The following is a 23,390-nucleotide window of genomic DNA, read 5'->3' on the forward strand; positions in this document are numbered from 1 at the left end:
GTTCCTTTCGTCATCGCCCTTACGCGAGTAAGCGGCTAATCGGTAGACCTGCACGGCGCCCGAGGAGAGGAAAATGCCCGACGAGACGAAGTCCGCCGTACCACCGGCGGCGATGACGCTCGAGGAACTGCAACACTGGACGCAGATGCTGGGCCGCGCGCAGCAGCTGATGCTCGAACAGGGTATCGACCTGATGGAGCGCGCGCCGGTCGGGCCCGATCCGACGGGGATGATCCGGGCGCAGACCGATTTCTGGGCGGACACGATGAAGCTGTGGCAGCGCTTCCTCGACCCCGCCGCGCAGCCCGCGCCCGAATCGCCCGAACGCGCCCGCGACCGCCGGTTCAAGGCGAAGCAGTGGCACGACGATCCGGTCTATGCCTTCATCCGCCAGAGCTATTTCCTCGTCGCCGACCATATGCTCAAGGGCGTCGACGCGATCGACGGCGTCGATCCGAAACAAAAGGAGCAGCTCCGCTTCGCCACGCGCGGCCTGATCGATGCGCTCAGCCCGACCAATTTTCCCGCCACCAATCCGCTGGTGATGGAAAAGATCATCGAGACGCGCGGCGAGAATCTGCTGAAAGGCGTGCAGAACCTGCTGGCCGACATGGCCAAGGGCCAGATGACGCAGAGCGACACCAGCGCGTTCGAACTCGGCCGCAACGTCGCGATGACGCCGGGCAAGGTCATCCGGCGCACCCCGCTCTACGAACTGATCCATTATGCCCCGACCACCGAAAAGGTGGGGGCGGTGCCGCTGCTGATCTTCCCGCCGTGGATCAATCGTTTCTACATCCTCGACTTGACGCCCGAGAAGAGCTTCATCCGCTGGGCTGTAGAGCAGGGGTTGTCGGTGTTCGTCGTGTCGTGGCGCTCGGCCGATGCGTCGATGAAGGACGTGACGTGGGACGATTATGTCGTGCGCGGCCAGATCGACGCGATCGACACCGTGCGCGAGGTGCTCGACGTCGAATCGGTCCACACGATCGGTTATTGCGTGGCGGGCACCACGCTCGCCGCGACGCTGGCGCTGCTGGAGGCGCGGGGGCAGGCGGCGAAGGTCGCCACCGCCACCTTCTTCACCGCGCAGGTCGATTTCGCCGATGCCGGCGAATTGTCGCTGTTCGTCGATGACGAGCAGTTGAAGATGATTCGCCAAGTCGGGAAGGACGGCTATCTCGACGGGCGCTACATGGCGATGACGTTCAACCTGCTGCGCGGGCGCGACCTGATCTGGAACTACGTCACCAACAATTATCTGCTCGGCAACGACTATGCGCCGTTCGACCTGCTCCACTGGAACGCCGACGTCACCAACCTGCCCGCGACCTGGCATCTGGGCTATCTGACCGATCTCTACCGCGACAACCGGCTGGCGCAGCCCGGATCGATGCGCGTCGACGGCGTGGGCATCGACCTCACGACCGTCAGGACGCCGTCCTATATCCAGGCGGGGCGCGAGGACCATATCGCCCCGCCCGAAAGCGTGTGGAAGATCACCGACCATTTCGCCGGCCCGCTGCGCTTCGTGCTGGCCGGATCGGGGCATATCGCCGGGGTAGTGAACCCGCCCTCGGCGCAGAAATACCAGTATTGGACCAACGACCATCCCGCCGCCTCGCTCGCCGAGTTCGTCGCCGGTGCCAGCGAGACGAAGGGGAGCTGGTGGCCCGACTGGCGCGCGTGGATCCGCGCTGCCGATGGCGCGGAAGTGCCCGCCACCGGCATCCGGGTGCCCGGGGAAGGCAAGCTGCCCGCGCTGGCCGACGCGCCGGGAGAGTATGTCCGAACCCGTTGATAACGCTACCACAAAATAATTGCTGCACCGCACCATATGGCGTCTTGAAAACGTCATGCGAAGCGCGTAGATGCTGCGGTGCAGCAGCAACATAGTGGAGGATGTCTAGTGGCCAGCAGAGGTCCGAAGACCGGCACGCGCAAGCCTGCCAATTCCCGGTCGAGGCCGGTGACGTCTCAGGCACCCGCCGTGGCTGCCGCACCGGAACCGATCGCGGTCGATGCCGAACCGGTGCAGGCGGCCGTGCCGCCCGTGCCCTTCGTCGCCGATCCCGCGCCCGCTCCGGTCGAGCTTGAACAAAAGATCGAAGCGGCGATCGCCGAGGTGGTCGAGCATCAGGAACCGGTCGCTCCGACCGTGACCGAAACGCCCGCCGAAGCAACGCCCGAAGCAACCCCCGCGGTCGACATCGTCGCCGCCCAAGTCGAGGAAAAGACCATGGACGTCACCAACGAAGCGACCGCCGCCACCCAGACCGCCGCCGACAAGGCGCAGGCCTTCACGCAGGACGCGACCGCCAAGGCGCAGGCGATGACCGCCGACTTCAACGAGAAGGCCAAGGCCGCCATGGAAAAGGGCGCCAAGGGCTTCGAGGAAATGAACGAGATGGCCAAGGGCAACATCGAAGCGATGGTCGAAGCCAGCCGCATCGCCGCCAAGGGCCTCGAGTCGCTGGGCCAGGAAATGGCCGAATACGGCCGCAAGTCGTTCGAGCACGCGACCTCGACCGCCAAGACGCTGGCCTCGGTCAAGTCGCCGACCGAGTTCATGAAGCTGCAGTCGGACTATGTCCGCCAGTCGTTCGACTCGTTCGTCGCCGAAGCGTCGAAGACCACCGAAATGATGATGAAGCTGGCCGGCGACGCCGCGCAGCCGATCAGCAACCGCGTCGCGGTTGCCGCCGACAAGGTGAAGACCGCCGCGTAAGCGACGGATCTGCCGGATGGCAAGCAAGGGGGCGGTCGCGCGAGCGGCCGCCCCTTTCGCGTGATAGGCCTTTCGCGTGATAGGGATGCGTGATGGCGGTGAATCGGGGGAAGTGGCGATGACGGGCGATGCGACCGCGGCGTTGCGATGGCAGGATCTCGGCTTGTCGCCGGTGGCGTTCGATCTGGGGCCGCTGCCGGTCCGTTGGTACGCGCTGGCTTTTCTCGCGACGTTCCTGCTCGGCGGCTGGTATCTCCGGCGGCTGTTGCGCGAACCCGGCGCGCCGATGCGGCCGGCGCTGGTCGACGACCTGTTCGTCTATGCCGTGGCCGGTGTGATCCTTGGCGGACGACTGGGCTATGCGACCTTCTATCAGCCGGGGCTATGGGCAGCACCGCTCGAACTGGTGCAGCCATGGCATGGCGGCATGTCGTTCCACGGCGGGCTGATCGGGCTGCTGATCGGTCTGACGCTGTTCGCGCGGCAACACGGCGTGCCGCTGCTGCGGTTGCTCGACTATGTCGGCTGCGCGACGCCGTTCGGGATGATCCTCGTCCGGCTGGCCAATTTCGTGAACGGCGAACTGTGGGGCCGCCCGACGACGCTGCCATGGGGCATGGTGTTTCCGGGCGCGGGCGACGGCGTGCCGCGCCACCCCAGCCAACTCTACGAAGCGCTGCTCGAAGGCGTCGTGATGTTGCTCCTGCTCGGCTTCCTGTTCTGGCGGACCGGCGCGCGCCATGTGCCGGGACGGCTGGCCGGCGCGGGCCTCACCTGGTACGCGGTCGCGCGCTTTTCGCTCGAATGGGTTCGCCAGCCCGATCGCGGGCTGGAACATCTATCGTGGGGCTTGACGATGGGACAGACGCTCAGCGTGCCGATCCTGTTCGGCGGGCTGGCGCTGCTGATCCTGCCGCCCCGGATCGGCACGGTCCGCCATCCGGCCGGCGCGTGACGCACCCCCTTGCCCCAAGGCCGTCCGATGCCATATTTCCGCGTAACATGTATCGACAACTCAGCCCCCTGATGGCCGGTGACGACCGCGACCATGACGACGATCGCACGACCGGCCTCGGCGTCGCGACCCAGACCCGCGTCAAGAAGCCCACGCCCTACCGCGTGCTGATGCTGAACGACGATTACACGCCGATGGAATTCGTCGTCCTCGTCCTGCAACGCTTCTTCCGCATGACGATGGAGGAGGCGACGCGGGTAATGCTGAGCGTCCACCAGCGCGGCGTGGGCGTGTGCGGCGTCTTCACCTACGAGGTCGCCGAGACGAAGGTCGCGCAGGTGATGGACTTCGCCAAGCAGAACCAGCACCCGCTGCAATGCACGCTGGAGAAGGCATGAGGTGAGGCGCGGCGCGCCGCTCGCCTGCGCGCTGTTGATCGCGGGCTGCTCGACCGAGCCGCCGGCACCGCCACCCCCAACCGAGAATCTCGAGACGCTCGCCGAACGGATGGCGGGCAATCGCACGATGCCTTCGGTACGGCCATCGCCCGAACCCGAAACCCCGCTCGACGATCGCGCCGCCGCCGCGCTTGCGCGCGAGTTCGGCCTGCCGCGCTGCTCCAATATCGCCCGCCTGCGCGACGTGCGCGGGGAGGGCCTGTTCGCCGAAAGCTGGCGCGTGCGCGGCGACGACGCCTGTTTCGCCGACTGGGCCGCGCGGCAACGGAAATACGGGATGCTCGAACGACTGGTGAAGGGCGAGACGAAGGCGGATCTTGACCGCCTGCCATGGCTGTGCGGCGAGGATGGCGCGCATGTCGCGCAATGTTCGAACCAGGGCAGGCGCGTGACGCTGGTGATCGAAAACCCCCGCTTCGCCCCATTCCTGCTGTTCCGGCGGATCAGCCGCGAGGCGAAGTGAACCACGCCGGTCGCGCGGAGCGTGTCGCATCGGTCGCTTCGAACTACCACTGATCGTCGACCGCGCTGCTGGTGTAATATTGCGCGGTCTGGCGCGCCACCTCGGCCGGCGTCTTGCCGCTGGCGGCAAGTGTCCCCCTTGCGCCGGCACCATCAACCATTAGAAGCCACGCGATGGACCGTATCGTCATCCGCGGCGGCAATCGCCTTTCCGGCCGCATCATGATTTCGGGCGCGAAGAATGCCGCGCTCACCCTCCTGCCGTGCGCGCTGCTCACCGAGGAGCCGCTGACGCTGCGCAACCTGCCGCGCCTCGCCGATGTCGACAGCTTCGGGCATCTGCTCAACCAGTTCGGCGTGTCGACGATGGTCGAGGGGTCGCATCCGTCCGAATTCGGCCGGGTGATGACGATGCGCGGTCAGCGCCTTACCTCCACGGTCGCGCCCTATGACATCGTGCGCAAGATGCGCGCCTCGATCCTCGTGCTGGGGCCGCTGGTCGCGCGTGCGGGCGAGGCGACGGTATCGCTGCCCGGCGGCTGCGCGATCGGCAACCGCCCGATCGACCTCCACCTGAAAGCCCTCGAAGCGCTGGGTGCCGAGATCGAGCTGGCGGCGGGCTATGTGAAGGCCACCGCGCCGGGCGGCCGGCTGCCGGGCGGGCGTTATCGCTTTCCCGTCGTCTCGGTCGGTGCCACCGAAAATGCGGTGATGGCCGCCGTGCTGGCGCGCGGGACCTCGGTCCTTGAAAACGCCGCACGCGAGCCGGAGATCGTCGACCTGTGCCGCTGCCTGGTTGCGATGGGCGCGTCGATCGACGGCATCGGCAGCGACACGCTGACCATCGAGGGCCGCGCGAAGCTCCACGGCGCGACCTATGCGGTGATGCCCGACCGGATCGAGGCGGGCAGCTATGCCTGCGCCGCCGCGATCACCGGCGGGTCGGTCGAACTCGCTAACGTCGTGCCCTCGGACATGCGCGCGACGATCGACGCGCTCATTGAGGCCGGGGTGGCGGTGCGCGAGGAAGCGACCTCGCTGTTCGTCGAGGCGGGCGGCGACATCCGCCCGATCGACCTGTCGACCGCGCCCTATCCCGGCTTCGCCACCGACATGCAGGCGCAGTTCATGGCGCTGCTCACCCGGGCGCAGGGTGCCAGCGTGCTGACCGAGACGATCTTCGAGAACCGCTACATGCACGTCCCCGAACTGGCGCGGATGGGGGCGGACATCACCGTCACCGGCCGCTCGGCGGTGGTGAAGGGCCCCGCGCCGCTGATCGGCGCGCCGGTGATGGCGACCGACCTGCGCGCGTCGATGAGCCTCATCATCGCCGGCTTGGCGGCGGAGGGCGAGACATCGGTCAGCCGGGTCTATCACCTCGATCGCGGGTACGAACGGCTGGAGGAAAAGCTTCAGGCGGTCGGCGCCGACATCGAACGGTTGGGCGACGGCTAGAACCAATCGACGGTCAGCGACGACCGGAAATGTTCGTCATTCCCGCGCAGGCGGGAATCCATACCCGCTGACGTTTCGGCTGGATTCGCGGCGCTGGCACCTGTGAACGTCCGCCTCCGCCGGAATGACGACAGGGCAAGGGGCAGTCGTTCCGTGTCTGCACGTTGAATGCCGGTCCAGTCCAAGGGCTTTGCGCGCAGAGGACGCGAAGGACGCAGAGACGTTCTTCGGACGCGGCAGCGTCTCGTCCGTCCAACGGGCGGCGGCATGACGCTACGATAGCGACTCCGCGCGAACCACTCTGCGCGCTCTGAGTCCCCTGCGCGGACATCTTTTGGCAAAGGAAGGATGGTTCACGCGGAGGCGCGGAGACGCGGAGGGGGTTCCGAATGCGGCGTTGTGGTCGTCCTTCCACTGACCAGCGCCGTATTCGACAGCGCTCCGCACGAACCGACTCCCAGAATGATTCACGCGAAGGCGCGAAGGCACGAAGGGCTATCGCCAGGCGATACCGGTCGCCCGACCCACCGACGCCGGTAACAGGAAAGGACGCTACCGCGTCCGGAACCCGCTTCGCGCCTCCGCGCCTTCGCGTGAATCAAAAGCCCCAAACGGAACGGCGGTCACAGCCCCCTCCGCGCCCCCGCGCCTCCGCGTGAACGAACCTTCCCGCCGCACCCTAATGCGCGTGCGCCAGCCCGCATTCGGCATCCCGTTCGATCTGGATCGTCGTATGCCCGATCCCGAAGTCATGCTCCAGCCGCTCCGCCGTTTCGCTGAGAAACGGGTCGCCCGGATGCCCGGCCGGCATCACCAGATGCGCGGTCAATGCGGTCTTGGTCGTACTCATCGGCCAGATGTGGAGGTCGTGCACCCGCTCGACGCCGGGCAGGCCGCGCAGCATCGCCTCGACCGCGCCGGCATCGACGCCCGGCGGCACCGCCTGCAACGCCAGCAGCAGCGATTCGCTGAGCAGCCCCCATGTCCCGATCAGGATCACCGCGACGACGATCAGGCTGACCAGCGGATCGATCCACGTGGCACCCGTCCACAGGATCACCAGCCCGGCGATCACCACCCCGGCCGACACCGCCGCATCGGCCGCCATGTGCAGATAGGCACCCCGGATGTTCACATCGCCATGCCGCCCGCGCGCGAACAGCAGCGCGGTGCCGAGGTTCACCGCGATTCCCGCCAACGCCACCCACACCACCGGCCAGCCATCGACCGGACGGGGATCGCCCAGCCGCTGCACCGCTTCGAGCAGGATCGCGCCGACCGCCAGCAACAGCACCAGCGCATTGGCCAGCGCGGCAAGGATCGTCGACGCCCCCAGCCCATAGGTGAAGCGCGCCGACGCCGGCCGCTTGGCCAGTTCCGCCCCGCCCCATGCAATGAGCAGTCCCAGCACGTCGGACAGATTATGCCCGGCATCGGCCAGCAGCGCGACCGAATTGGTCCAGAAGCCGGCCGCCCCCTCGATTACCACGAAGCCGAGGTTGAGCAGCGTGCCGATCAGGAACGCGCGCCCGAAATCGGCCGGAGCGTGGCTATGACCGTGATGATGATGCCCGTGGCCATGCCCATGGTCGTGATGCGCGCCCATCAGCGCCGCCCCCGCCGCAGGTCGCCCGGCATCGCCCGGATCGTCAGCAATTCCGTCCGCGTCAGCACCCCGTCGCCATTGCGGTCGATCCGCGCGAAGATCGCCGCGATCCGCCCCTGCACCTCGGCCAGCGTGATGCGGTTGTCGTTGTCGCGATCGACCTCGAACGGTCCGGGCAGCGCGGCGCGGTCGCCCAGCCAGCGCTCGGCCCAGTCGGCATAGGCGATATAGCCGATCGTCGGCTGCCCCTTCGCCACCTCGGCAAAGCCGCGCGCGATGCCCGCCTCCGCCTCGGCGCGGGTGGTGCGCGCATCGCCATCGGCGTCGAACCCCGCCAGCATCATGCCGACCGGCTCGACGACGACGGTCGCCGCCGCCGGCCGCTCGCCGGGGGGCAGGGGCGGCGGTGATGCGGCCTGAAGGGCAAGGGCGAGGGCGACGATCATGCCTCCCCTCTGCCAGCTAGGCGGCGCGCTGGCCAGATGCGGGCAGCAGCAGCGACGCATCCCCGTACGAATAGAAGCGATAGCCCTCCGCGATCGCATGGGCATAGGCGGCCTGCATCCGCTCGCGCCCCATCAACGCCGAGACCAGCATGAACAGCGTCGATCGCGGCAGGTGGAAATTGGTCATCAACCCGTCGATCCCGCGAAAGCGATAGCCCGGCGTGATGAAGATCGCGGTGTCGCCCTCGAACGGCTGGACCTGCCCGTCCGCACCGCAAGCGCTTTCGATCAGGCGCAGGCTGGTGGTGCCGACGGCGATCACCCGGTTGCCGCGCGCGCGCACCGCGTTCAGTCGCGCGGCGGTGGCGGCATCGATCCGGCCCCATTCGGCGTGCATCCGGTGGTCGTCGGTATCGTCGGCCTTCACCGGCAGGAAGGTGCCCGCGCCGACATGCAACGTCAGCGTCGCGTGCTCGATCCCCGCCGTCGCCAGCGCCGCCATCAACCCGGGCGTGAAGTGCAGCGCGGCGGTGGGGGCCGCCACCGCCCCGGCCTCCCGCGCGAACAGCGTCTGGTAATCCTCGGCATCGCGGGCATCCGCCCCGCCGCGTCTGGCAGCGATATAGGGCGGCAGCGGCATGCGCCCGGCACGCTCCAGCAGCAGTTCGACCGGCTCGTCCCCGGCGAAGTCGAGCACGAAGCTGCCGTCGTCGCCGCGTTCGCCCGCCACCGCCGTCACGCCGTTACCGAAATCGATCGTGTCGCCGTCGCGCAGCCGCCGCCCATTGCGCACGAACGCGCGCCAGCGCCGTGGCCCCTCGCGCTTGTGGAGCGTCGCGCCGATCGTCGCCTCGCCGCGCCGTCCTTCCAGTTGCGCTGGAATGACCCGCGTGTCGTTGAAGACCAGCAGGTCCCCGGGCCGCAGGCAGTCGGCTAAGTCGCCCACGCCCCGGTCGAGCGTGACGTCGCCATCCAGCACCAGCATCCGCGCCGAATCGCGCGGTGCCGCCGGGCGCAGCGCGATGCGCTCGGCCGGCAGCTCGAAATCGAACAGGTCGACGTTCATGGAGGGGGCGGGGCGTTACTTTGCCGGAGCGGGGCGGCGGGCAGGGGCCGCCCGGCGCGGCGCGGTGGCCGGCAGCGGCGCGACCGTCTCGGGCAGCGGAGCGACCGCGGCGGCTTGATACGGCGGCGGATTGTCGCTCGCCATATAGGCATGGACCACCCGCGTCGGGTTCGCCGGCGGTTCGCCGCGCTCGATCGTGTCGACATATTGCATGCCGTCGATCACCCGGCCGAACACCGTGTATTTCTTGTCGAGGCCAAGGCGCGGGGCGAGCATGATATAGAACTGGCTGTTCGCGCTGTTCTCGTCATTGGCGCGCGCCGCCGCCACCGCGCCGCGAACGTGGGGGAGATAGTTGAACTCCTTTTCCACGTTCGGCAGCTTCGATCCGCCGGTGCCGTCGCCGGTCGGATCGCCGCCCTGCGCCATGAAGCCCTCGATCACGCGGTGGAAGGTGAGGCCGTCGTAGAATTTCTCGCGGGTCAGCGTCTTGATCCGTGCGACCATCTTGGGCGCGACATCGGGGCGCAGCCACACCGTCACCCGCCCGCCGGTCGACAGGTCGAGCAGCCACAGGTTGCGCGCGTCGGTGGTCGCGGGCGGCGGCGCGCGGCCGGGCACGTCGATGATCTGGGCAGCCGCCGGCCAGGCGAGGAGCGAGGCGACGAACGCGAACAGCAGGGCGAAGATACGCATGGATTTCCCGTTACACGCAAGGATGGGGAAGGAATATGGTCGCGTCGCATAGACCAAGTCATCGCGCCCGCCAATCCGAACATCGGGTGAGGCGGAAGAGGTCCGTCATTCCCGCGAAGGCGGGAATCGATACACGCCAACGTCCGGGCAGGGGCGCAAGCGTCGCGGCTATGGACTCCCGCCTTCGCGGGAGTGACGAACTGGGGACTTGGAATAGAACCCCATCGCGCCGTGACGGCCCCCGATGCGGCCGACCGGACCGCCATCGACACCCGCCATACCCAAAAGGAGGTTGGCAAAGTCGCCCCGCGCCGTCTATCACCCGGTAAGACTGGACGGAACACCGTCTCGGTCCGGCGATGCCTACCGAAATGGGTGCGCCGGAGAGGGGCTTATACAGGGCGCGCACTCACGCGCCCGACGACAAGGGCGGTTGAATGGCGACTGACAACGATCAGCACGAGGCCACCGGCGGCGCAGCGGCGCTGGACGGCGCGCCCGAAAATCCGCGCCGGCGCGACTATCTCTCGATCGGGGCGGTCGCCTTCGCCGGGGTCGGCGCGGGCGTGATCGCGCTCCCGCTCATCAACCAGATGTCGCCTGCCGCCGACACGCTGGCGCTGTCGACGACCGAGATCGATCTGTCGTCGATCGAGCCGGGACAGGCGATCAAGGCCACCTTCCGCAAACAGCCGCTGTTCGTGCGCAACCTGACCCCGGCCGAGATCGCCGAGGCGAACGCGGTCGCGGTCAGCGACCTGCGCGATCCGCAGACGCTGGCCGAGCGGACCAAGGAGGGCAAGGCGAACTGGCTCATCACCTTGGGCGTCTGCACGCATCTGGGCTGCGTGCCGCTGGGCGCGGGCGAGGGTGAGAACAAGGGGCCGTTCGGCGGCTATTTCTGCCCGTGCCACGGGTCGGCCTATGACACCGCCGGGCGCATCCGCTCCGGCCCCGCGCCGCAGAACCTGCATGTTCCCGAATATGCGTTCACGTCCGACACCGTCGTGACGGTCGGCTGAGGAGAGAGACGATGAGCTTCCCCTGGGCCAAGCATTACGCGCCGAAGAACCCGCTGATGCAGTGGGTCGACGCCCGCCTGCCGCTGCCACGCCTCGCCTATAACGCGATCGGTGCGGGCTATCCGGTGCCGCGCAACCTCAACTATTTCTGGAACTTCGGCGTGCTCGCCGGGGCCGCGCTCGCGGTACAGATCATCACCGGCATCGTGCTGGCGATGCACTATGCGGCGAACGGCGCGGTCGCGTTCGATTCGGTCGAGCGCATCATGCGCGACGTGCCGTCGGGCTGGTTCCTGCGCTATGCCCACGCGAACGGCGCGTCGATGTTCTTCATCGTCGTCTACACCCACATCTCGCGCGGCATCTATTACGGGTCGTACAAGGCCCCGCGCGAGATGGTGTGGCTGCTCGGCGTCGTCATCTTCCTGCTGATGATGGCCACCGCCTTCATGGGCTATGTCCTTCCCTGGGGGCAGATGAGCTTCTGGGGGGCGCAGGTCATCACCGGCTTCTTCTCGGCGATCCCCGGCGTGGGCGAGACGGTGCGCGTGTGGCTGCTGGGCGGCTACGCGCCGGACAATGCCGCGCTCAACCGCTTCTTCTCGCTCCATTATCTGATGCCGTTCGTCATCGCCGGCGTCATCATCCTCCACATCTGGGCGCTGCACATCCCCGGCTCGAACAACCCGACCGGCGTCGAGGTGAAGGGCGAACAGGATACCGTGCCCTTCCATCCCTATTACACCGCGAAGGACGGCTTCGGACTCGGCATCTTTCTGATCGTGTTCGCCTCGCTGATCTTCTTTGCGCCCAACCTGCTCGGCCACCCCGACAATTACATCCCGGCCAACCCGCTCTCGACCCCGGCGCACATCGTTCCCGAATGGTATTTCCTGCCGTTCTACGCGATCCTCAAGGCGTTCACCGTCGACTTCATCTTCCCGGCGAAGCTGTGGGGCGTGCTGGCGATGTTCGGCTCGATCCTGCTGCTGTTCTTCCTGCCGTGGCTCGACAAGTCGCCGGTCAAGTCGGCCAACTACCGCCCGACCTACCGCATCTTCCTGATCGTGCTGCTGTTCGACGTGCTGCTGCTCGGCTATCTAGGCGGGGCGGAAGCGTCGCCGGTGACGGTGCTGCTCAGCCAGATCGCGGCGGCCTATTATTTCGCGCATTTCCTCGTGATCCTGCCGATCGTCTCGGCGATGGAGCGTCCGCGCCCGCTGCCCAATTCGATCACCGAAGCGGTGTTGAAGGGCGAAGGCGGCACGTCGCCTGCGCAAACCGCCGCCCATGGTCATGCCACCCCGGCCGCGGCCGAGTAAGGATCTCAGATGCTGTCCTTCGCGTCTCGCTTCCTCGCCCGCAACCTCAACCTCGTCATCGGGGCGGGCTTCCTCTTCGCGCTGCTGCTCGGCATTTTCTCGACCGTCGGCGGCATGCTGACCGAGCATCCGGCCGAATCGGCCGAGCATGAATTCCACATTAAGGACATGCGCGACGCCGAGCTGCAATCGGCGGGCCTGTTCGGCACCTTCGACAAGCAGCAGCTCCAGCGCGGGTTCCAGGTCTACAAGGAAGTCTGTTCGGCCTGCCATTCGATCCGGCTGGTGTCGTTCCGCGATTTGGGCCAGCTCGGCTATGACGAGGGGCAGGTAAAGACGATCGCCACCGACTGGCAGATCGAACAGCCTAGCATCAACCCGGAGACGGGCGAGCCGGCGACGCGCAAGAATCTGGCGTCGGATCGCTTCCCGCTGGTATTCGCCAACGACGTCGCGGCGCGTGCCGCCAACAACAATGCGGTCCCGCCCGACCTGTCGCTGATGACCAAGGCGCGCGACGACGGTTCGAACTATGTCTATTCGCTGCTGACCGGTTATGGCCCGCAGCCGGCCGAGCTGCTCAAGAAATTCCCGCAGGCCAAGACGCCGCAGGGCCTGCACTACAACCCCTATTTCGCGACGCTGAACCTTGCGATGGCCCCGCCGCTGACCGCGGCCGATCAGGTCCAGTATCAGGACGGCACCCGCGCGACCGTGGATCAGATGGCGAAGGATGTCGCCGCATTCCTGACGTGGACCGCCGAACCCAACCTCGAAAAGCGTCATTCGGCGGGTCTGGCGGCGGTGATCTTCCTGCTGATCTTCACCGGTCTGGCTTTTGGTGCCTATCGCAACATCTGGCGCGGCATCAAACATTGAGCGGATTGGACGACGCCGGGCGCGATGCGATCGCCCGGCGTATCCGCACCATTCCCGACTTTCCCAAACCCGGCATCCAGTTCCGCGACATCACCACGCTGATCCTCGATCCGCAGGGCCTGCGCCTCGCGGTCGACGGACTGGTGGCGATGGTTGACGGCCCGATCGATCTGGTGGCGGGGATCGAGGCGCGCGGCTTCGTGTTCGCGCCCGCCGTCGCGCTGGCGCTGGGCGCGGGCGTGCTGCTGATCCGCAAGGACGGCAAGCTGCCCGGCGCGACCATCGCCGAGGATTACGCGCTGGAATATGGCACCGACCGGATCGCGATCCACGCCGACGCCTGCACGCCGGGCGCGCGCGTGCTGTTGGTCGACGATCTGATCGCCACCGGCGGCACCGCCCGCGCCGCCGTCCGCCTGCTGCGCAAGGCGGGCGCGACCGTCGAGCAGGCGGCGTTCGCGATCGACCTGCCCGATCTGGGCGGCGCCGACGCGCTCCGGGCGGATGGCATCGCCGTTTCGGCGCTGGTCGGCTTTCCGGGGCACTGACCGCCCGAGCCGTTTCAGCGGCATATCAGCCCCAGAGCGATCACAACCCTCGCGTGAGGCCATTGGGCTGTAGTTCACGCGAAGGCGCGAAGGCGCAAAGCAGGAAGAAGGGATGGTCGCGCAGAGGCGCAGAGGTGCTGAGGGGGCGCGACCGTGGCTGCTGTCCTGCCGCGTCAGCGGCCTTCGTCCTCGCAGCCCCGCATACCAGTGTCTCCCGGACGCAAAGGAAGCGCCACCAGCGCAACCCCTCAGCGCCTCTGCGCGACCATCCTCTTCTTCCTTCGCGTGAACCAACGCCACCCGAACGAGTCGCTGTCCTACAACCCAGCTTCCATGCCAGTCTTCGGTCATGTCCGACGCGACCGCTACCAACCGTCCGAAACGCACCAACCGCCGAAGCATAAACTTCACCATGGAAAAGTGTAAATCCGACCCTACCCAAGTGTAAACTTACCGCCGCCCAAGTGTAAACTTCCGCAGCACATGCCGCCAAACGACCCTCTGTATTCAGACGCTATTCACCCCAAAACCACCACTGTTAAGTGTAAACTTTGTAAACTTTCGCCGCCCCGGCACCGCTGGAACCGTGCCGGCACCGGCTTCGTTCTTAACCATCATTCGCGGGCGCATTGCCCCGCAGTTCGGGAGCTTTCGCATGATCCAGCGGCTTCGCATGATCGCTCTGGCGATCGCGGCAGGTGTCGGCGTTTCGGCCTGCGTTTATGATGATTACGGCTATGGTGGCGTGTCGGTCGGCTATGGCGCCGGGGGATACGATAATGGCGGCTATGGCTATTACGACGGCCTCGGCGGTCCGGGCTTCGGCGGGGGCGGCGCGTTCGGTGATCCCTATTGGGGCTGGTACGGCGACTATTATTATCCGGGCACGGGTTATTACGTTTACGACCGCTATCGCCGCCCGTTCCGTTGGAACGATCGCCAGCGCGAATATTGGAGCGGCCGACGCGGTGCATGGCGCGGCGACCGGTTCGATCGTCCGCGCTGGGATAGCTGGGACCGGCCGCGCGGCGATTACGGCCGCCCCGGCTTCGATCGCCGTCCCGGGTTCCAGAACGTGCCGCGCGGCAGCAGCCAGTCGCCTTATCCCGGCCAGCGTCCCGGCTGGCAACGGCCCGATCGCGGCGCACCCGGAGCCGATCGTGGCACATGGCGTCGCCCGGACGGCGCGACGCCGGGCGCGGTTCGTGGTGGCTGGCGTCGTCCCGAGGGTGCCACCCCCGGCGCGGGTCGCGGCGGCTGGCAGCGTCCCGAAGGTGCCAGCCCCGGTGCGCGAAGCTGGGGTGGCCGGCGCGGTCCAGACGGCGGCGGGCGTGGCAACCGTGGTGGCGGCGGCCGGCCCAACCGCGACTAGACGGGTCGTGTAGCGACCAGCAGGAGCGAGACGAAGGTCAGCACGACCTCGCCCTGCTGGTTGCGCACGCGCATCCGGCTGCGCACCCGGCCCATATCGCTGCGCCTGGGCGTTTCCTCCTTTTCCAGCACCTCGGTTTCGCAGGTGAGGGTATCGCCGGGAAAGACCGGCCGCCGCCAGCGTAGCTCGTCGATCCCCGCCGCGCCTTGGCTCGCGATCGGGTTGCGTTCCAGTTCCTCGACCAGCATCGCCATGCTCATCGAACAGCTATGCCATCCGCTGGCCGACAGCCGCCCGAAATGAGTCCGGGCGGCGGCCTCGTCGGACAAGTGGAACGGTTGTGGATCATAGCGCCGGGCGAAGTCCAGCACCTCCTCGCGCGTCACCGCATAGCTGCCGAACCGGGCGGTCTCGCCGACCTGCATATCCTCGAAATAGCGCATCCGCGGAGTGTCCGCCCGAACCCGCCCCGCCGCAACCGCTATTTGAGGGCAGGGGCGAACACCGCCGCATCGCCGTCGAGGCTTGGGTCGGCCGCCATCCCCAGTACCCTGCGCAGCAGCGGGTGGATCGCGGTGTTGCGGAACGCCGGCAACCGCCCGGCGGCGCGAAACGCCGGTCCCCCGGCGACGAACAGCGCCTGCATCTCCGGCGCGGCGTCGTCATAGCCATGCGCGCCCTTGTCCGTATCCTTCACGGGCCGGGTCGCCAGCACGATCCAGCCGGGTTCGGCAAGGCACAGCCACGCCGGCACGCGCGGATGGGTGCCATAGCGCAACCGCGCCGGGATCGCCGCCTTGGGCCAGCACCGCATATGCGGCACCGGCCTAGACAGCGCGGCGGCCAGCACCGCTTGCCTGCCCGGCTGCGGCTCGATCGAGGCATAGGGGCCGGTTTCGATCGTGCGGAAGCTGTCCGCCGGGGCGATGGTGTCGAGCGCGATGAACTGCCCCGCCGGGGTCGCCGCCATGCCATGGTCGGCGACGACGATCAGATTAGCCGGCTGACCCAGTTCCGCCAGCTCGCGCTGCAACCGCCCGATCTCGCTGTCGACCATGTGCATCGCCGCCCGCGTCGCCGGCGCATCGGGGCCATTGTCGTGCCCGGCAATGTCGACATCGTCGAAATACAGCGTCACGAAGCGCGGCCGGGTGGCGGCGGGACGTCGCAGCCAGTCGACCACCGCATCGACCCGCTTGGGTGCGGGAATGGCGCTGGCGAACGCCTGCCAGTCCGATGGGTAGCTTCCGCCGGCATAGACGCCGTGGTCGGCCTTGCCGCTGCCGCCCCAGCCGATCGTGCTGCCCGGCCAGAACATCGTGGCGCTGCGGATGCCGGCTTCTTCGGCGGCGATCCAGATCGGCTTGGCGGCGTTCCACCAGAACGGATCGTCGGTCGTCATGGTGAAGCGCTCGCCCGGCCGGGCGGCATCTTCCATGGTGTTGCCGACGATCCCGCTGCGGTCGGGCCGGACCCCGGTCGCCATCGTCCAGAAATTGGGAAAGGTCTTGGTCGGGAACGACGGCTGCATCGCGGCCGACACGCCCTGTGCCGCCAGCCGCGCGAGGTTGGGGGTGAGCCCGGCGGACAGATAGTCCTGCCGCGCGCCGTCGACCCCGATCAGGATCGTGACCGGTTCCCGCCGCTCGGGGGCGACCCGCGCTGCCGGGCGCGGCGTGGCGGTACAACCGGCAAGCGCCGCCAGACCGAGGAACAGGGCAGGGATACGCATGACACAACTCACCGGGACAGGAGGCGAAGCCGCCCCGCTACTCCCGGCCCGTGACAGCAATATGGCGTGCTTCGCCGGGGGTCAGACGTTGAAGCGGAACAGCAGCACGTCGCCGTCCTGCACGACATATTCCTTGCCCTCGGCGCGCAGCTTGCCCGAATCGCGCGCGCCGCTTTCGCCCTTGTGGGCGACGTAATCGGGATAGGCGATCGTCTCGGCGCGGATGAAGCCGCGTTCGAAATCGCTGTGGATCGCGCCCGCCGCCTGCGGTGCCTTGGCCCCGACCGGAATCGTCCACGCCCGGGCTTCCTTCGGCCCCACCGTGAAGAAGGTCAGCAGATGGAGCAGCGAATAGCCGGCGCGGATCACCCGGGCGAGGCCGGTTTCGGCCAGACCCAGATCGGACAGGAATTCGGCGCGGTCGGCCGGCTCCATCGTCGCGATCTCCGCCTCGATCGCCGCCGAGACGACGACCGCCTCGGCACCTTCGGCCTTCGCCTTGGCGAACACCTTGGCCGACAGCGCGTTGCCTTCGGCGGCATCCTCCTCGTTCACGTTGCAGACGTAGAGGACGGGCTTGGCGGTCAGCAGTTGCGCCTGGTCGAACAGCCGCTGCTCTTCCTCGTCCTTCACGTCGGTCAGCCGCGCGGGCTTGCCTTCGCGGAGCAGATCAAGCGCGCGGCCGAGTACGGCGGCGGCGATCTTGGCTTCCTTGTCGCCCTGCTGGCCCTTCTTGGCCAGATTGGGAACGCGCTTCTCGAGGCTTTCTAGGTCGGACAGCATCAGTTCGGTATCGACGGTATCGGCGTCGGCGATCGGATCGACCCGGTCGTCGACATGCTGGATGTCGTCATTCTCGAAACAGCGCAGGACATGGACGATCGCGTCGACCTCGCGGATGTTGCCGAGGAACTGGTTGCCCAGCCCCTCGCCCTTCGACGCGCCGCGCACTAGGCCCGCGATGTCGACGAAGGCGAGCTGCGTCTCGATGATCTTCGCCGATCCAGCGATTCCCGCCAGCATGTCGAGCCGTGGATCGGGCACCGCGACATTGCCGACGTTCGGCTCGATCGTGCAGAACGGGTAGTTGGCGGCCTGCGCTGCCTGCGTCTGCGTCAGCGCGTTGAACAGGGTGGACTTGCCGACATTCGGCAGGCCGACGATACCGCAGCGAAAACCCACTTGGCGCAATCCCGGTGATGATGGAAAGCCCGTGCCTTTAACGGGTGATCCTCCGTTTTGCTACCAGCGATAGTTGAAGCTTACGCTGATCCGCTCGCCCTTGCCGGCATGCGGCAGGACCTCGTGGCGCAGCCAGCTTTCCCACAGCAGCAGCGTGCCTGAGTGCGGTCGTACCGTCTCGAACGTGCCCGGCCGGGTCGGGGCGGCCATCAACAGGCCGAGACGCGGGTCCTCGAACCGGATGCCGCCGGCACCCTCGGGCACCGCGACATAGAAGGTGCCCGACACGACACTGTGCGGATGCACATGCCCCGAATGACCGCCACCGGGTTTGAGCAGGTTGACCCACAGGCTGTCGAGCTTGAGCTTTCGCCCGGCCAGTTCCATGCCGCACTCGGCGGCGAACCTGGCGGCATGTTTGTCGAGCATGCGCTTCAGGTCGGCGAATACGGGATCGCGCAGCGGCAGGTCGTTGAGCGAGGCATAGGAGGTATAGCCGCGATAGCCATGTTCCTTCGACCAACCGTGCCCGGCGCGATCCTCCTGTGCCAGCGCGCGGACCGAGGCGTCGAGCTCCTCGATCAGCCCGGCGTCGTCGATAGCGGCTTCATAGAGCGTGGTCGGGAACAGGGCACGGCTGGTCATGGCTGGAGCGCTTGCCCCAATCGCCGTCCCAAGGAAAGGGTCAGCGCCGGTGCGCCGACAGGAACGTCCACAGCGCGTCATTGTCGACGACCCAGCGATGGCCACCACCGACGGTGATCCGCCCGACGACGTCCGCCCCACCGCGACAGCCGGTGTAGCGCTCCTCATACACGGTCGCGGCGACCCGGCGGGTGGTGGGCGGCGCGGTACAGCCGTTGATCGTCGCCCAGCGCTGCTCGGCGGCGTGCATCGAATAGGACCAGTAGGATGCGCCGCCGCCGGCGATCGGGTTGGTCGTATCGGCATCGCCGGCAAAGGCGATCACCGGGACGGGGCGGGCAGGATGGCAGGTCGCGGGATCGGGCCGGCGAGGATCGCTTGCCAGCGGATTGCCGGCGCGCAGGCCCACGACCGGGGCGATCGCCGCGAACCGGCCGGCGGCGACGCAGCCGAGCCACGACGTCATCCGCCCGCCGCCCGACAGGCCGGTCACATAGACCCGCGCGCGATCGACGCAGCCGGCACGGACTAGCCGGTCGATCATCGCGCCGAGGAACGCCACGTCATCGGGAGCATCGGGTCCGGGCACCGTTCCCGCGACGGTCGGCACGCCGGGAATGTACCAGACATAGCCCTGCTCGTGGACGATCCCGGCGTCGGGCGCGACGACGAGGAAGCCATGGCGATCGGCGCTGTCGCCCAGCCGGGAGTTGCGCAGTATCATCGCGCCGGTGCCACCGCTTCCGTGCAGGAGCAGGACGAGCGGAAGCGGGTGGTTCGGGACTGCCGATAATGGCGGGTGGAGCGCCGTCGTCCGTCCGGTCGTACCCGTCGCGACCGAGCCGATCGTCCCCGCGGTGCATTGCGGCGCGGCCGTTGCCGGAACGGCGCACAGCGCGAGAAAAAGTGCGACGATGAAACAGGATATGCGGAGCATGGTCATGCTTCTCGCCGATGGTCGACGTGGTGGCAATCCTTGCCCGTCGAAGCGGACCGGCCCAGCCGACCCGCGATAGCTCGATTATCACCTCCATTTCGCGACCGAAATAATCATGGCCTTGTCGGATCGTACATCATATCCCTTTCGCCGGAGCGATCGTAGCTGTGGGGGCACCGTGCGGGAGTAGAAACGGGGACAGATGCGGCAGCTCGTGGTGCTGGGCGTACGGGGGATTCCTGCGGCCCATGGCGGCTTCGAAACATTCGTCGAAGTTCTGGGGCTGTATCTGGCCGGCATCAGCTGGGACGTGCTGGTCTATTGTCAGGGCAGCGAGCGCGACACGCGGTTCGAAGACGAGTGGAACGGCATCCGGCGCGTGCATATCCCGGTGACGGCGAAAGGCCCGATCGGCACGGTCGAGTTCGACATCAAGGCGACAGCGGACGCGCTGCGCCGACCGGGCGTGCTACTGAAGCTCGGCTACAATACCGGCTTCCTGTGTTTCAAGACTACCGCCTTCCGCCGCAGGAACCTCGTCAACATGGACGGGCTCGAATGGAAGCGCGCCAAATACCGGTGGGCGCACCGGATCTATCTCTGGATCAACGAGCGACTGGCGGCGATGGCGGCAACCCGGTTGATCGCCGATCATCCCGCGATCGCCGACCATCTCGCCCGTCATACGTCGCGGCGGCGGATCACCACGATCCCCTATGGTGCCGAATCGATCGAGACGGCCGATTCCGCCCTTCTCGCGCCTTTCGGTGTCGAGCCCGATCGCTATTTCACGCTGATCGCCCGGCCCGAGGCCGAAAATTCGGTATTGGAGATCGTGCGCGGTTTCTCGGCCCGGCCGCGCGGGTATCGGCTGATCCTGCTCGGCACCTATTGCCGCAGCAATGCCTATCAGGCCGCCGTGCTCGATGCCGCCGGCAGCGAGGTCGTGTTCGCCGGTGCGATCTATGACAAGGCGATCCTGCGCGCGTTGCGGTTCCATTGCTTCGCCTATCTCCACGGACACCGGGTCGGCGGAACCAACCCGTCGCTCGTCGAGGCGCTGGGGGCGGGCAATGCGTTGATCGCGCACGACAATCGCTTCAACCGCTGGGTTTGTGGCGACGCCGGACGCTTCTTTGCGACCGCGGAGGCATGCGATGCTGCGATCGAGGCGTTGATCGCTGCCCCTGCGCAGCGATCGGCGATGCGATCGGCGGCAAGGACGCGTTGGCAGGCGGACTTCACGTGGGACTCGGTTCTGGCGCAGTATGCCGCGCTGCTCGCCGAATTTGCCGAGCGTGCCGTGAAGCGCTAGACAAAATTGGGTCGCGTCGGAACCAATTGCTGATTCGTCGAACGACGCGCCGACGTTTCCCGAATAACCAATGCCGACGTGGAGTGAAGATCGTCATGGAGCCGTCGGGCGCGAGCAGCCGTTTGTTCGAGCAATTGCAGGTCGGGGCACGGCGCGAAACCGTGACCGGGGGCTATGTCGACCTGCGCGACCAGATGCTGCGCGTTGCGGCCGTCGCCTTCCTCGTCATGGTGGTCCTGGCGCCGCTCATGACGCTGAACGAGGCCAGCCTGACCGGTGCCGGCAGTATCTATCGTCAGACCAGCTACCTCGTCATTCTGGGCATGGCGCTGTGGGCGGTCCGGCCGCTCGAGCAGGGCCTCGACATCATCGCCATTCCTTGGCCGATCCTGCTCGCGCTCGGGTGGTGCTATCTCAGCCTTTTCTGGGCGATCGATCCCGACATCGGTTTCCGGCGCCTGTTGCTGACCACGATCTCGATCTGGACGGTGTTCGTCCTGGTGAAGTTCGGTGGCGATCGCGTGATGATGAATATTTTGCGCGGCGCGCTAGTCGTCGCGCTGGTCGTCAATTATTTCGTCGTGTTCAACGATCCAGTAGTCGGCGTCCACTTGCAAACGGATGCCAACACGTTGACCGCGCTGGTCGGCAACTGGCGCGGCATCATGGCGCACAAGAACTTCGCCGGCGCGGCATCGGCGATCCTGATCCTGCTGTTCCTGTTCGACGCCAAACGGATTCCGGCAATATTGCGCCTCGTCGTGATCGTCGCTGCCGGCTATTTCCTGTTCAGAACCCAGTCGAAGACGTCGGCCGGCATGGTCGCCTTGGCGATCCTGACCGGATGGATGTTCCAAACGCTGACCCGTCGGCTGCGCAACTATCTCGTCCCGATCACCATGATCGTCGGTGCTACGATCTGGGTGATGACAAGCGCCTATCGCGATGTGCTGGAACTCAACTATCTCGAACCGCGGGCCTTTACCGGGCGGGGGCAGATCTGGGCGGTGCTGGCCCGCTATGCCGGGGACAATCTAGCCACGGGTGCCGGGTTCGGATCGTTCTGGAACATCGGCGGCAACAGCCCGGTGTATCGCTATGCCGTCGGGTTTCCGACGCTCGTGTCGGTCGGGCACAACGGTTATCTCGATCTGCTCGTGACGGTCGGCGTGCCCGGCCTGTGCCTGATCGTTTTCGCGGTGATCGTCTGGCCGGTGTGGCGGTTGTTGTCGAGCACCCGAATCACTGCGGCGCGGGGCGCGTTGCTGACCGCGCTGATGCTGTTCTGTCTGGGGCACAACGTCACCGAGAGCAGCATCTTCGAGCGGGATGCGCTGGTCGGGGTGCTGATGATGTTCGCGGTCGCCTTCGCACAATATGCGACGCCCGATGTCGATCAGCGCCGAACCAAGCGCGATGTGGGCGACGACGTGTTGCGCACGATGCGCCGGCGTCGGCGGGGCGGGGCGAAGCTCGCCTGATGCCGCCGCTGGAAGGTCCGCATTCGCCGGTCGCGACCGAGGACCTTGAGGCCGATACCGCGCCGCTGACCATCGGCATCAAGGCGCTGAACGAGGAACGCCACATCGCCGCCTCGCTCGAAAGCGCGCTGGCGGCGGTGGCACTGGTCGGTGGCGAGGTCGTGCTTGCCGACAGCGGGTCGACCGACGCGACGATCGCCATCGCCCGGCGCTATCCGGCGGTACGGATCGTGCAGCTTGCCGATCCGGCGCAGCGGTCGTGCGGGACCGGCGCGCAACTGGCCTTTCAGGCGGCGCGCGGGCGGTATTTCTACCTGCTCGACGGCGACATGGTCCTCGACCCCGCGTTCGTAACCGCCGGTATCGCGTTTCTCGAAGCCAATCCCGGCCATGCCGCCGTTGGCGGCATCGTCCGCGAGGCGGAAACCAGCAGCATCGAATTCCAGATTCGCCAGCGCAACGACCGCGAAAAGGGCAGCGCGATCAGCGGCGACGTCGACCGGCTCGATTGCGGCGGACTGTACCGGAGCGCGGCGGTGCGCAGCGTCGGCTGGTTCGCCGACCGCAACCTGCACGCCTTTGAGGAATATGAGCTGGGCGCGCGGCTGCGCGCCGCAGCGTGGAAGCTTGCCCGGCTGGGCGTCCACGCGGTCGACCATCACGGCCATGCCACCGGCGGCTATCGCCTGCTGTGGCGACGGATTCGCAGCGGCTATGCCGGCGGGGCGGGCGAGGTGCTGCGCGCGGCGCTGGTGGGTCCGCACCGGCGGGCGGTGCTGCTCGGCTTCAGCAATCTGCGCCATGCCGCCGTCGTCGTGGTCTGGTGGCTGGTAGTGGTGGCGCTGCTGTTCTCCGGCAAATTCGTCGCCACCGGGATCGTGCTGCTGCTGCCGGCGCTGTTCCTGTCGTGGCGGCGCGGCGGCGTGCGCCACGGGCTCTATTCGCTGGCGACGTGGAACGTCATCGCCATCGGGTTGCTGCAAGGCATCGTGCGTCGTCGCCTGCCGCCCGATCAGGCGATTCCGGCGCGGACGATCGCGCCCGACGCGCTTCCTTGACCGGCGGGCGATTTGCGACAAG

At 67.2% G+C, this 23,390-nt stretch carries 23 protein-coding genes; 14 read left to right on the top strand and 9 right to left on the bottom strand.

The window, feature by feature from the left end; all coding sequences use genetic code 11:
* Positions 1-73: 73 nt before the first annotated feature.
* From ASG37_RS09130 to murA, 6 genes are all read left to right on the top strand, one after another.
* Positions 74-1,801 carry a PHA/PHB synthase family protein gene (locus ASG37_RS09130; RefSeq protein WP_055758527.1) on the top strand — a complete coding sequence of 576 codons (1,728 nt, stop codon included), beginning with the start codon at positions 74-76 and terminating at the stop codon, positions 1,799-1,801.
* Between the two features lie 189 nt (positions 1,802-1,990).
* Complete coding sequence (gene phaP, locus ASG37_RS17335; RefSeq protein WP_235525161.1) at positions 1,991-2,728, top strand: phasin family protein; 738 nt, start codon at positions 1,991-1,993, stop codon at positions 2,726-2,728.
* A 118-nt stretch (positions 2,729-2,846) separates the two neighbouring features.
* Entirely contained in the window at positions 2,847-3,683 is an 837-nt protein-coding gene (gene lgt, locus ASG37_RS09140) for a prolipoprotein diacylglyceryl transferase (protein ID WP_235525162.1), read from the top strand.
* Between the two features lie 71 nt (positions 3,684-3,754).
* Positions 3,755-4,081: an ATP-dependent Clp protease adapter ClpS gene (clpS, locus tag ASG37_RS09145; RefSeq protein ID WP_082448150.1), complete on the top strand. Its 327-nt coding sequence runs from the start codon at positions 3,755-3,757 to the stop codon at positions 4,079-4,081.
* A gap of 1 nt (position 4,082) precedes the next feature.
* Positions 4,083-4,604 (top strand): hypothetical protein, encoded by a 522-nt coding sequence (locus tag ASG37_RS09150; protein ID WP_055758536.1) that lies wholly within the window; start codon positions 4,083-4,085, stop codon positions 4,602-4,604.
* A 173-nt stretch (positions 4,605-4,777) separates the two neighbouring features.
* On the top strand, positions 4,778-6,061 hold the full coding sequence (gene murA, locus ASG37_RS09155) for a UDP-N-acetylglucosamine 1-carboxyvinyltransferase (RefSeq protein WP_055758539.1): 1,284 nt from the start codon (positions 4,778-4,780) through the stop codon (positions 6,059-6,061).
* A gap of 679 nt (positions 6,062-6,740) precedes the next feature.
* Here murA and ASG37_RS09160 read toward each other — a convergent pair.
* Genes ASG37_RS09160 through ASG37_RS09175 form a run of 4 tightly spaced genes read right to left on the bottom strand, consistent with a single transcriptional unit; the run spans position 6,741 to position 9,875 of the window.
* Positions 6,741-7,667, bottom strand: a complete 927-nt coding sequence (locus ASG37_RS09160) for a cation diffusion facilitator family transporter (protein ID WP_055758541.1) — start codon at positions 7,665-7,667, stop codon at positions 6,741-6,743.
* On the bottom strand, positions 7,667-8,113 hold the full coding sequence (locus ASG37_RS09165; RefSeq protein ID WP_055758544.1) for an EF-hand domain-containing protein: 447 nt from the start codon (positions 8,111-8,113) through the stop codon (positions 7,667-7,669). The genes ASG37_RS09160 and ASG37_RS09165 overlap by 1 nt, the downstream gene beginning before the upstream one ends.
* 16 nt (positions 8,114-8,129) lie before the next feature.
* Complete coding sequence (queA, locus tag ASG37_RS09170) at positions 8,130-9,179, bottom strand: tRNA preQ1(34) S-adenosylmethionine ribosyltransferase-isomerase QueA (RefSeq protein WP_055758547.1); 1,050 nt, start codon at positions 9,177-9,179, stop codon at positions 8,130-8,132.
* 15 nt (positions 9,180-9,194) lie between these two features.
* Entirely contained in the window at positions 9,195-9,875 is a 681-nt protein-coding gene (locus tag ASG37_RS09175; protein ID WP_055758549.1) for a peptidylprolyl isomerase, read from the bottom strand.
* Between the two features lie 437 nt (positions 9,876-10,312).
* Between ASG37_RS09175 and petA the strand changes: the two genes are divergently transcribed.
* The 5 genes from petA (at position 10,313) to ASG37_RS09200 (ending at position 15,018) form a co-directional block, all read left to right on the top strand.
* The gene (petA, locus tag ASG37_RS09180; protein WP_055758552.1) at positions 10,313-10,897 is read left to right on the top strand and encodes a ubiquinol-cytochrome c reductase iron-sulfur subunit; all 585 of its coding nucleotides are present in this window, start codon (positions 10,313-10,315) and stop codon (positions 10,895-10,897) included.
* A gap of 11 nt (positions 10,898-10,908) precedes the next feature.
* A complete protein-coding gene (locus tag ASG37_RS09185; protein WP_055758554.1) occupies positions 10,909-12,219 on the top strand; it encodes a cytochrome b in 1,311 nt (436 codons plus the stop codon).
* A gap of 9 nt (positions 12,220-12,228) precedes the next feature.
* The gene (locus ASG37_RS09190; RefSeq protein ID WP_055758557.1) at positions 12,229-13,098 is read left to right on the top strand and encodes a cytochrome c1; all 870 of its coding nucleotides are present in this window, start codon (positions 12,229-12,231) and stop codon (positions 13,096-13,098) included.
* Entirely contained in the window at positions 13,095-13,646 is a 552-nt protein-coding gene (locus tag ASG37_RS09195) for an adenine phosphoribosyltransferase (RefSeq protein WP_235514828.1), read from the top strand. The genes ASG37_RS09190 and ASG37_RS09195 overlap by 4 nt, the downstream gene beginning before the upstream one ends.
* A gap of 655 nt (positions 13,647-14,301) precedes the next feature.
* Positions 14,302-15,018: a hypothetical protein gene (locus ASG37_RS09200; protein ID WP_055758559.1), complete on the top strand. Its 717-nt coding sequence runs from the start codon at positions 14,302-14,304 to the stop codon at positions 15,016-15,018.
* Here ASG37_RS09200 and ASG37_RS09205 read toward each other — a convergent pair.
* The 5 genes from ASG37_RS09205 to ASG37_RS09225 all read right to left on the bottom strand — a co-directional run bounded on the left by ASG37_RS09205 (position 15,015) and on the right by ASG37_RS09225 (position 19,514).
* Positions 15,015-15,461 (bottom strand): MaoC family dehydratase, encoded by a 447-nt coding sequence (locus ASG37_RS09205; protein ID WP_055758562.1) that lies wholly within the window; start codon positions 15,459-15,461, stop codon positions 15,015-15,017. The two genes, ASG37_RS09200 and ASG37_RS09205, sit on opposite strands and share 4 nt — an antisense overlap.
* A 38-nt stretch (positions 15,462-15,499) precedes the next feature.
* Complete coding sequence (locus ASG37_RS09210; RefSeq protein ID WP_055758565.1) at positions 15,500-16,750, bottom strand: ectonucleotide pyrophosphatase/phosphodiesterase; 1,251 nt, start codon at positions 16,748-16,750, stop codon at positions 15,500-15,502.
* An 81-nt stretch (positions 16,751-16,831) separates the two neighbouring features.
* Positions 16,832-17,932, bottom strand: coding sequence for a redox-regulated ATPase YchF (gene ychF / locus ASG37_RS09215; protein ID WP_055758568.1), 1,101 nt, complete (start codon positions 17,930-17,932; stop codon positions 16,832-16,834).
* 60 nt (positions 17,933-17,992) lie between these two features.
* On the bottom strand, positions 17,993-18,577 hold the full coding sequence (locus ASG37_RS09220) for a TIGR02466 family protein (RefSeq protein ID WP_055758570.1): 585 nt from the start codon (positions 18,575-18,577) through the stop codon (positions 17,993-17,995).
* Positions 18,578-18,617: 40 nt separating this feature from the next.
* Positions 18,618-19,514: an alpha/beta hydrolase family esterase gene (locus tag ASG37_RS09225; protein ID WP_200909720.1), complete on the bottom strand. Its 897-nt coding sequence runs from the start codon at positions 19,512-19,514 to the stop codon at positions 18,618-18,620.
* A 202-nt stretch (positions 19,515-19,716) separates the two neighbouring features.
* Here ASG37_RS09225 and ASG37_RS09230 point away from each other — a divergent pair, with 202 nt between their 5' ends.
* The 3 genes from ASG37_RS09230 (at position 19,717) to ASG37_RS09240 (ending at position 23,368) form a co-directional block, all read left to right on the top strand.
* Positions 19,717-20,829 carry a DUF1972 domain-containing protein gene (locus ASG37_RS09230; RefSeq protein ID WP_055758573.1) on the top strand — a complete coding sequence of 371 codons (1,113 nt, stop codon included), beginning with the start codon at positions 19,717-19,719 and terminating at the stop codon, positions 20,827-20,829.
* Between the two features lie 83 nt (positions 20,830-20,912).
* Entirely contained in the window at positions 20,913-22,310 is a 1,398-nt protein-coding gene (locus ASG37_RS09235) for an O-antigen ligase family protein (protein ID WP_055758575.1), read from the top strand.
* Positions 22,310-23,368, top strand: coding sequence for a glycosyltransferase family 2 protein (locus ASG37_RS09240; RefSeq protein WP_082448154.1), 1,059 nt, complete (start codon positions 22,310-22,312; stop codon positions 23,366-23,368). The genes ASG37_RS09235 and ASG37_RS09240 overlap by 1 nt, the downstream gene beginning before the upstream one ends.
* Positions 23,369-23,390: the final 22 nt, after the last annotated feature.

Origin of the sequence: Sphingomonas sp. Leaf407 (assembly GCF_001425385.1) — a bacterium.
Lineage (GTDB): Bacteria > Pseudomonadota > Alphaproteobacteria > Sphingomonadales > Sphingomonadaceae > Sphingomonas.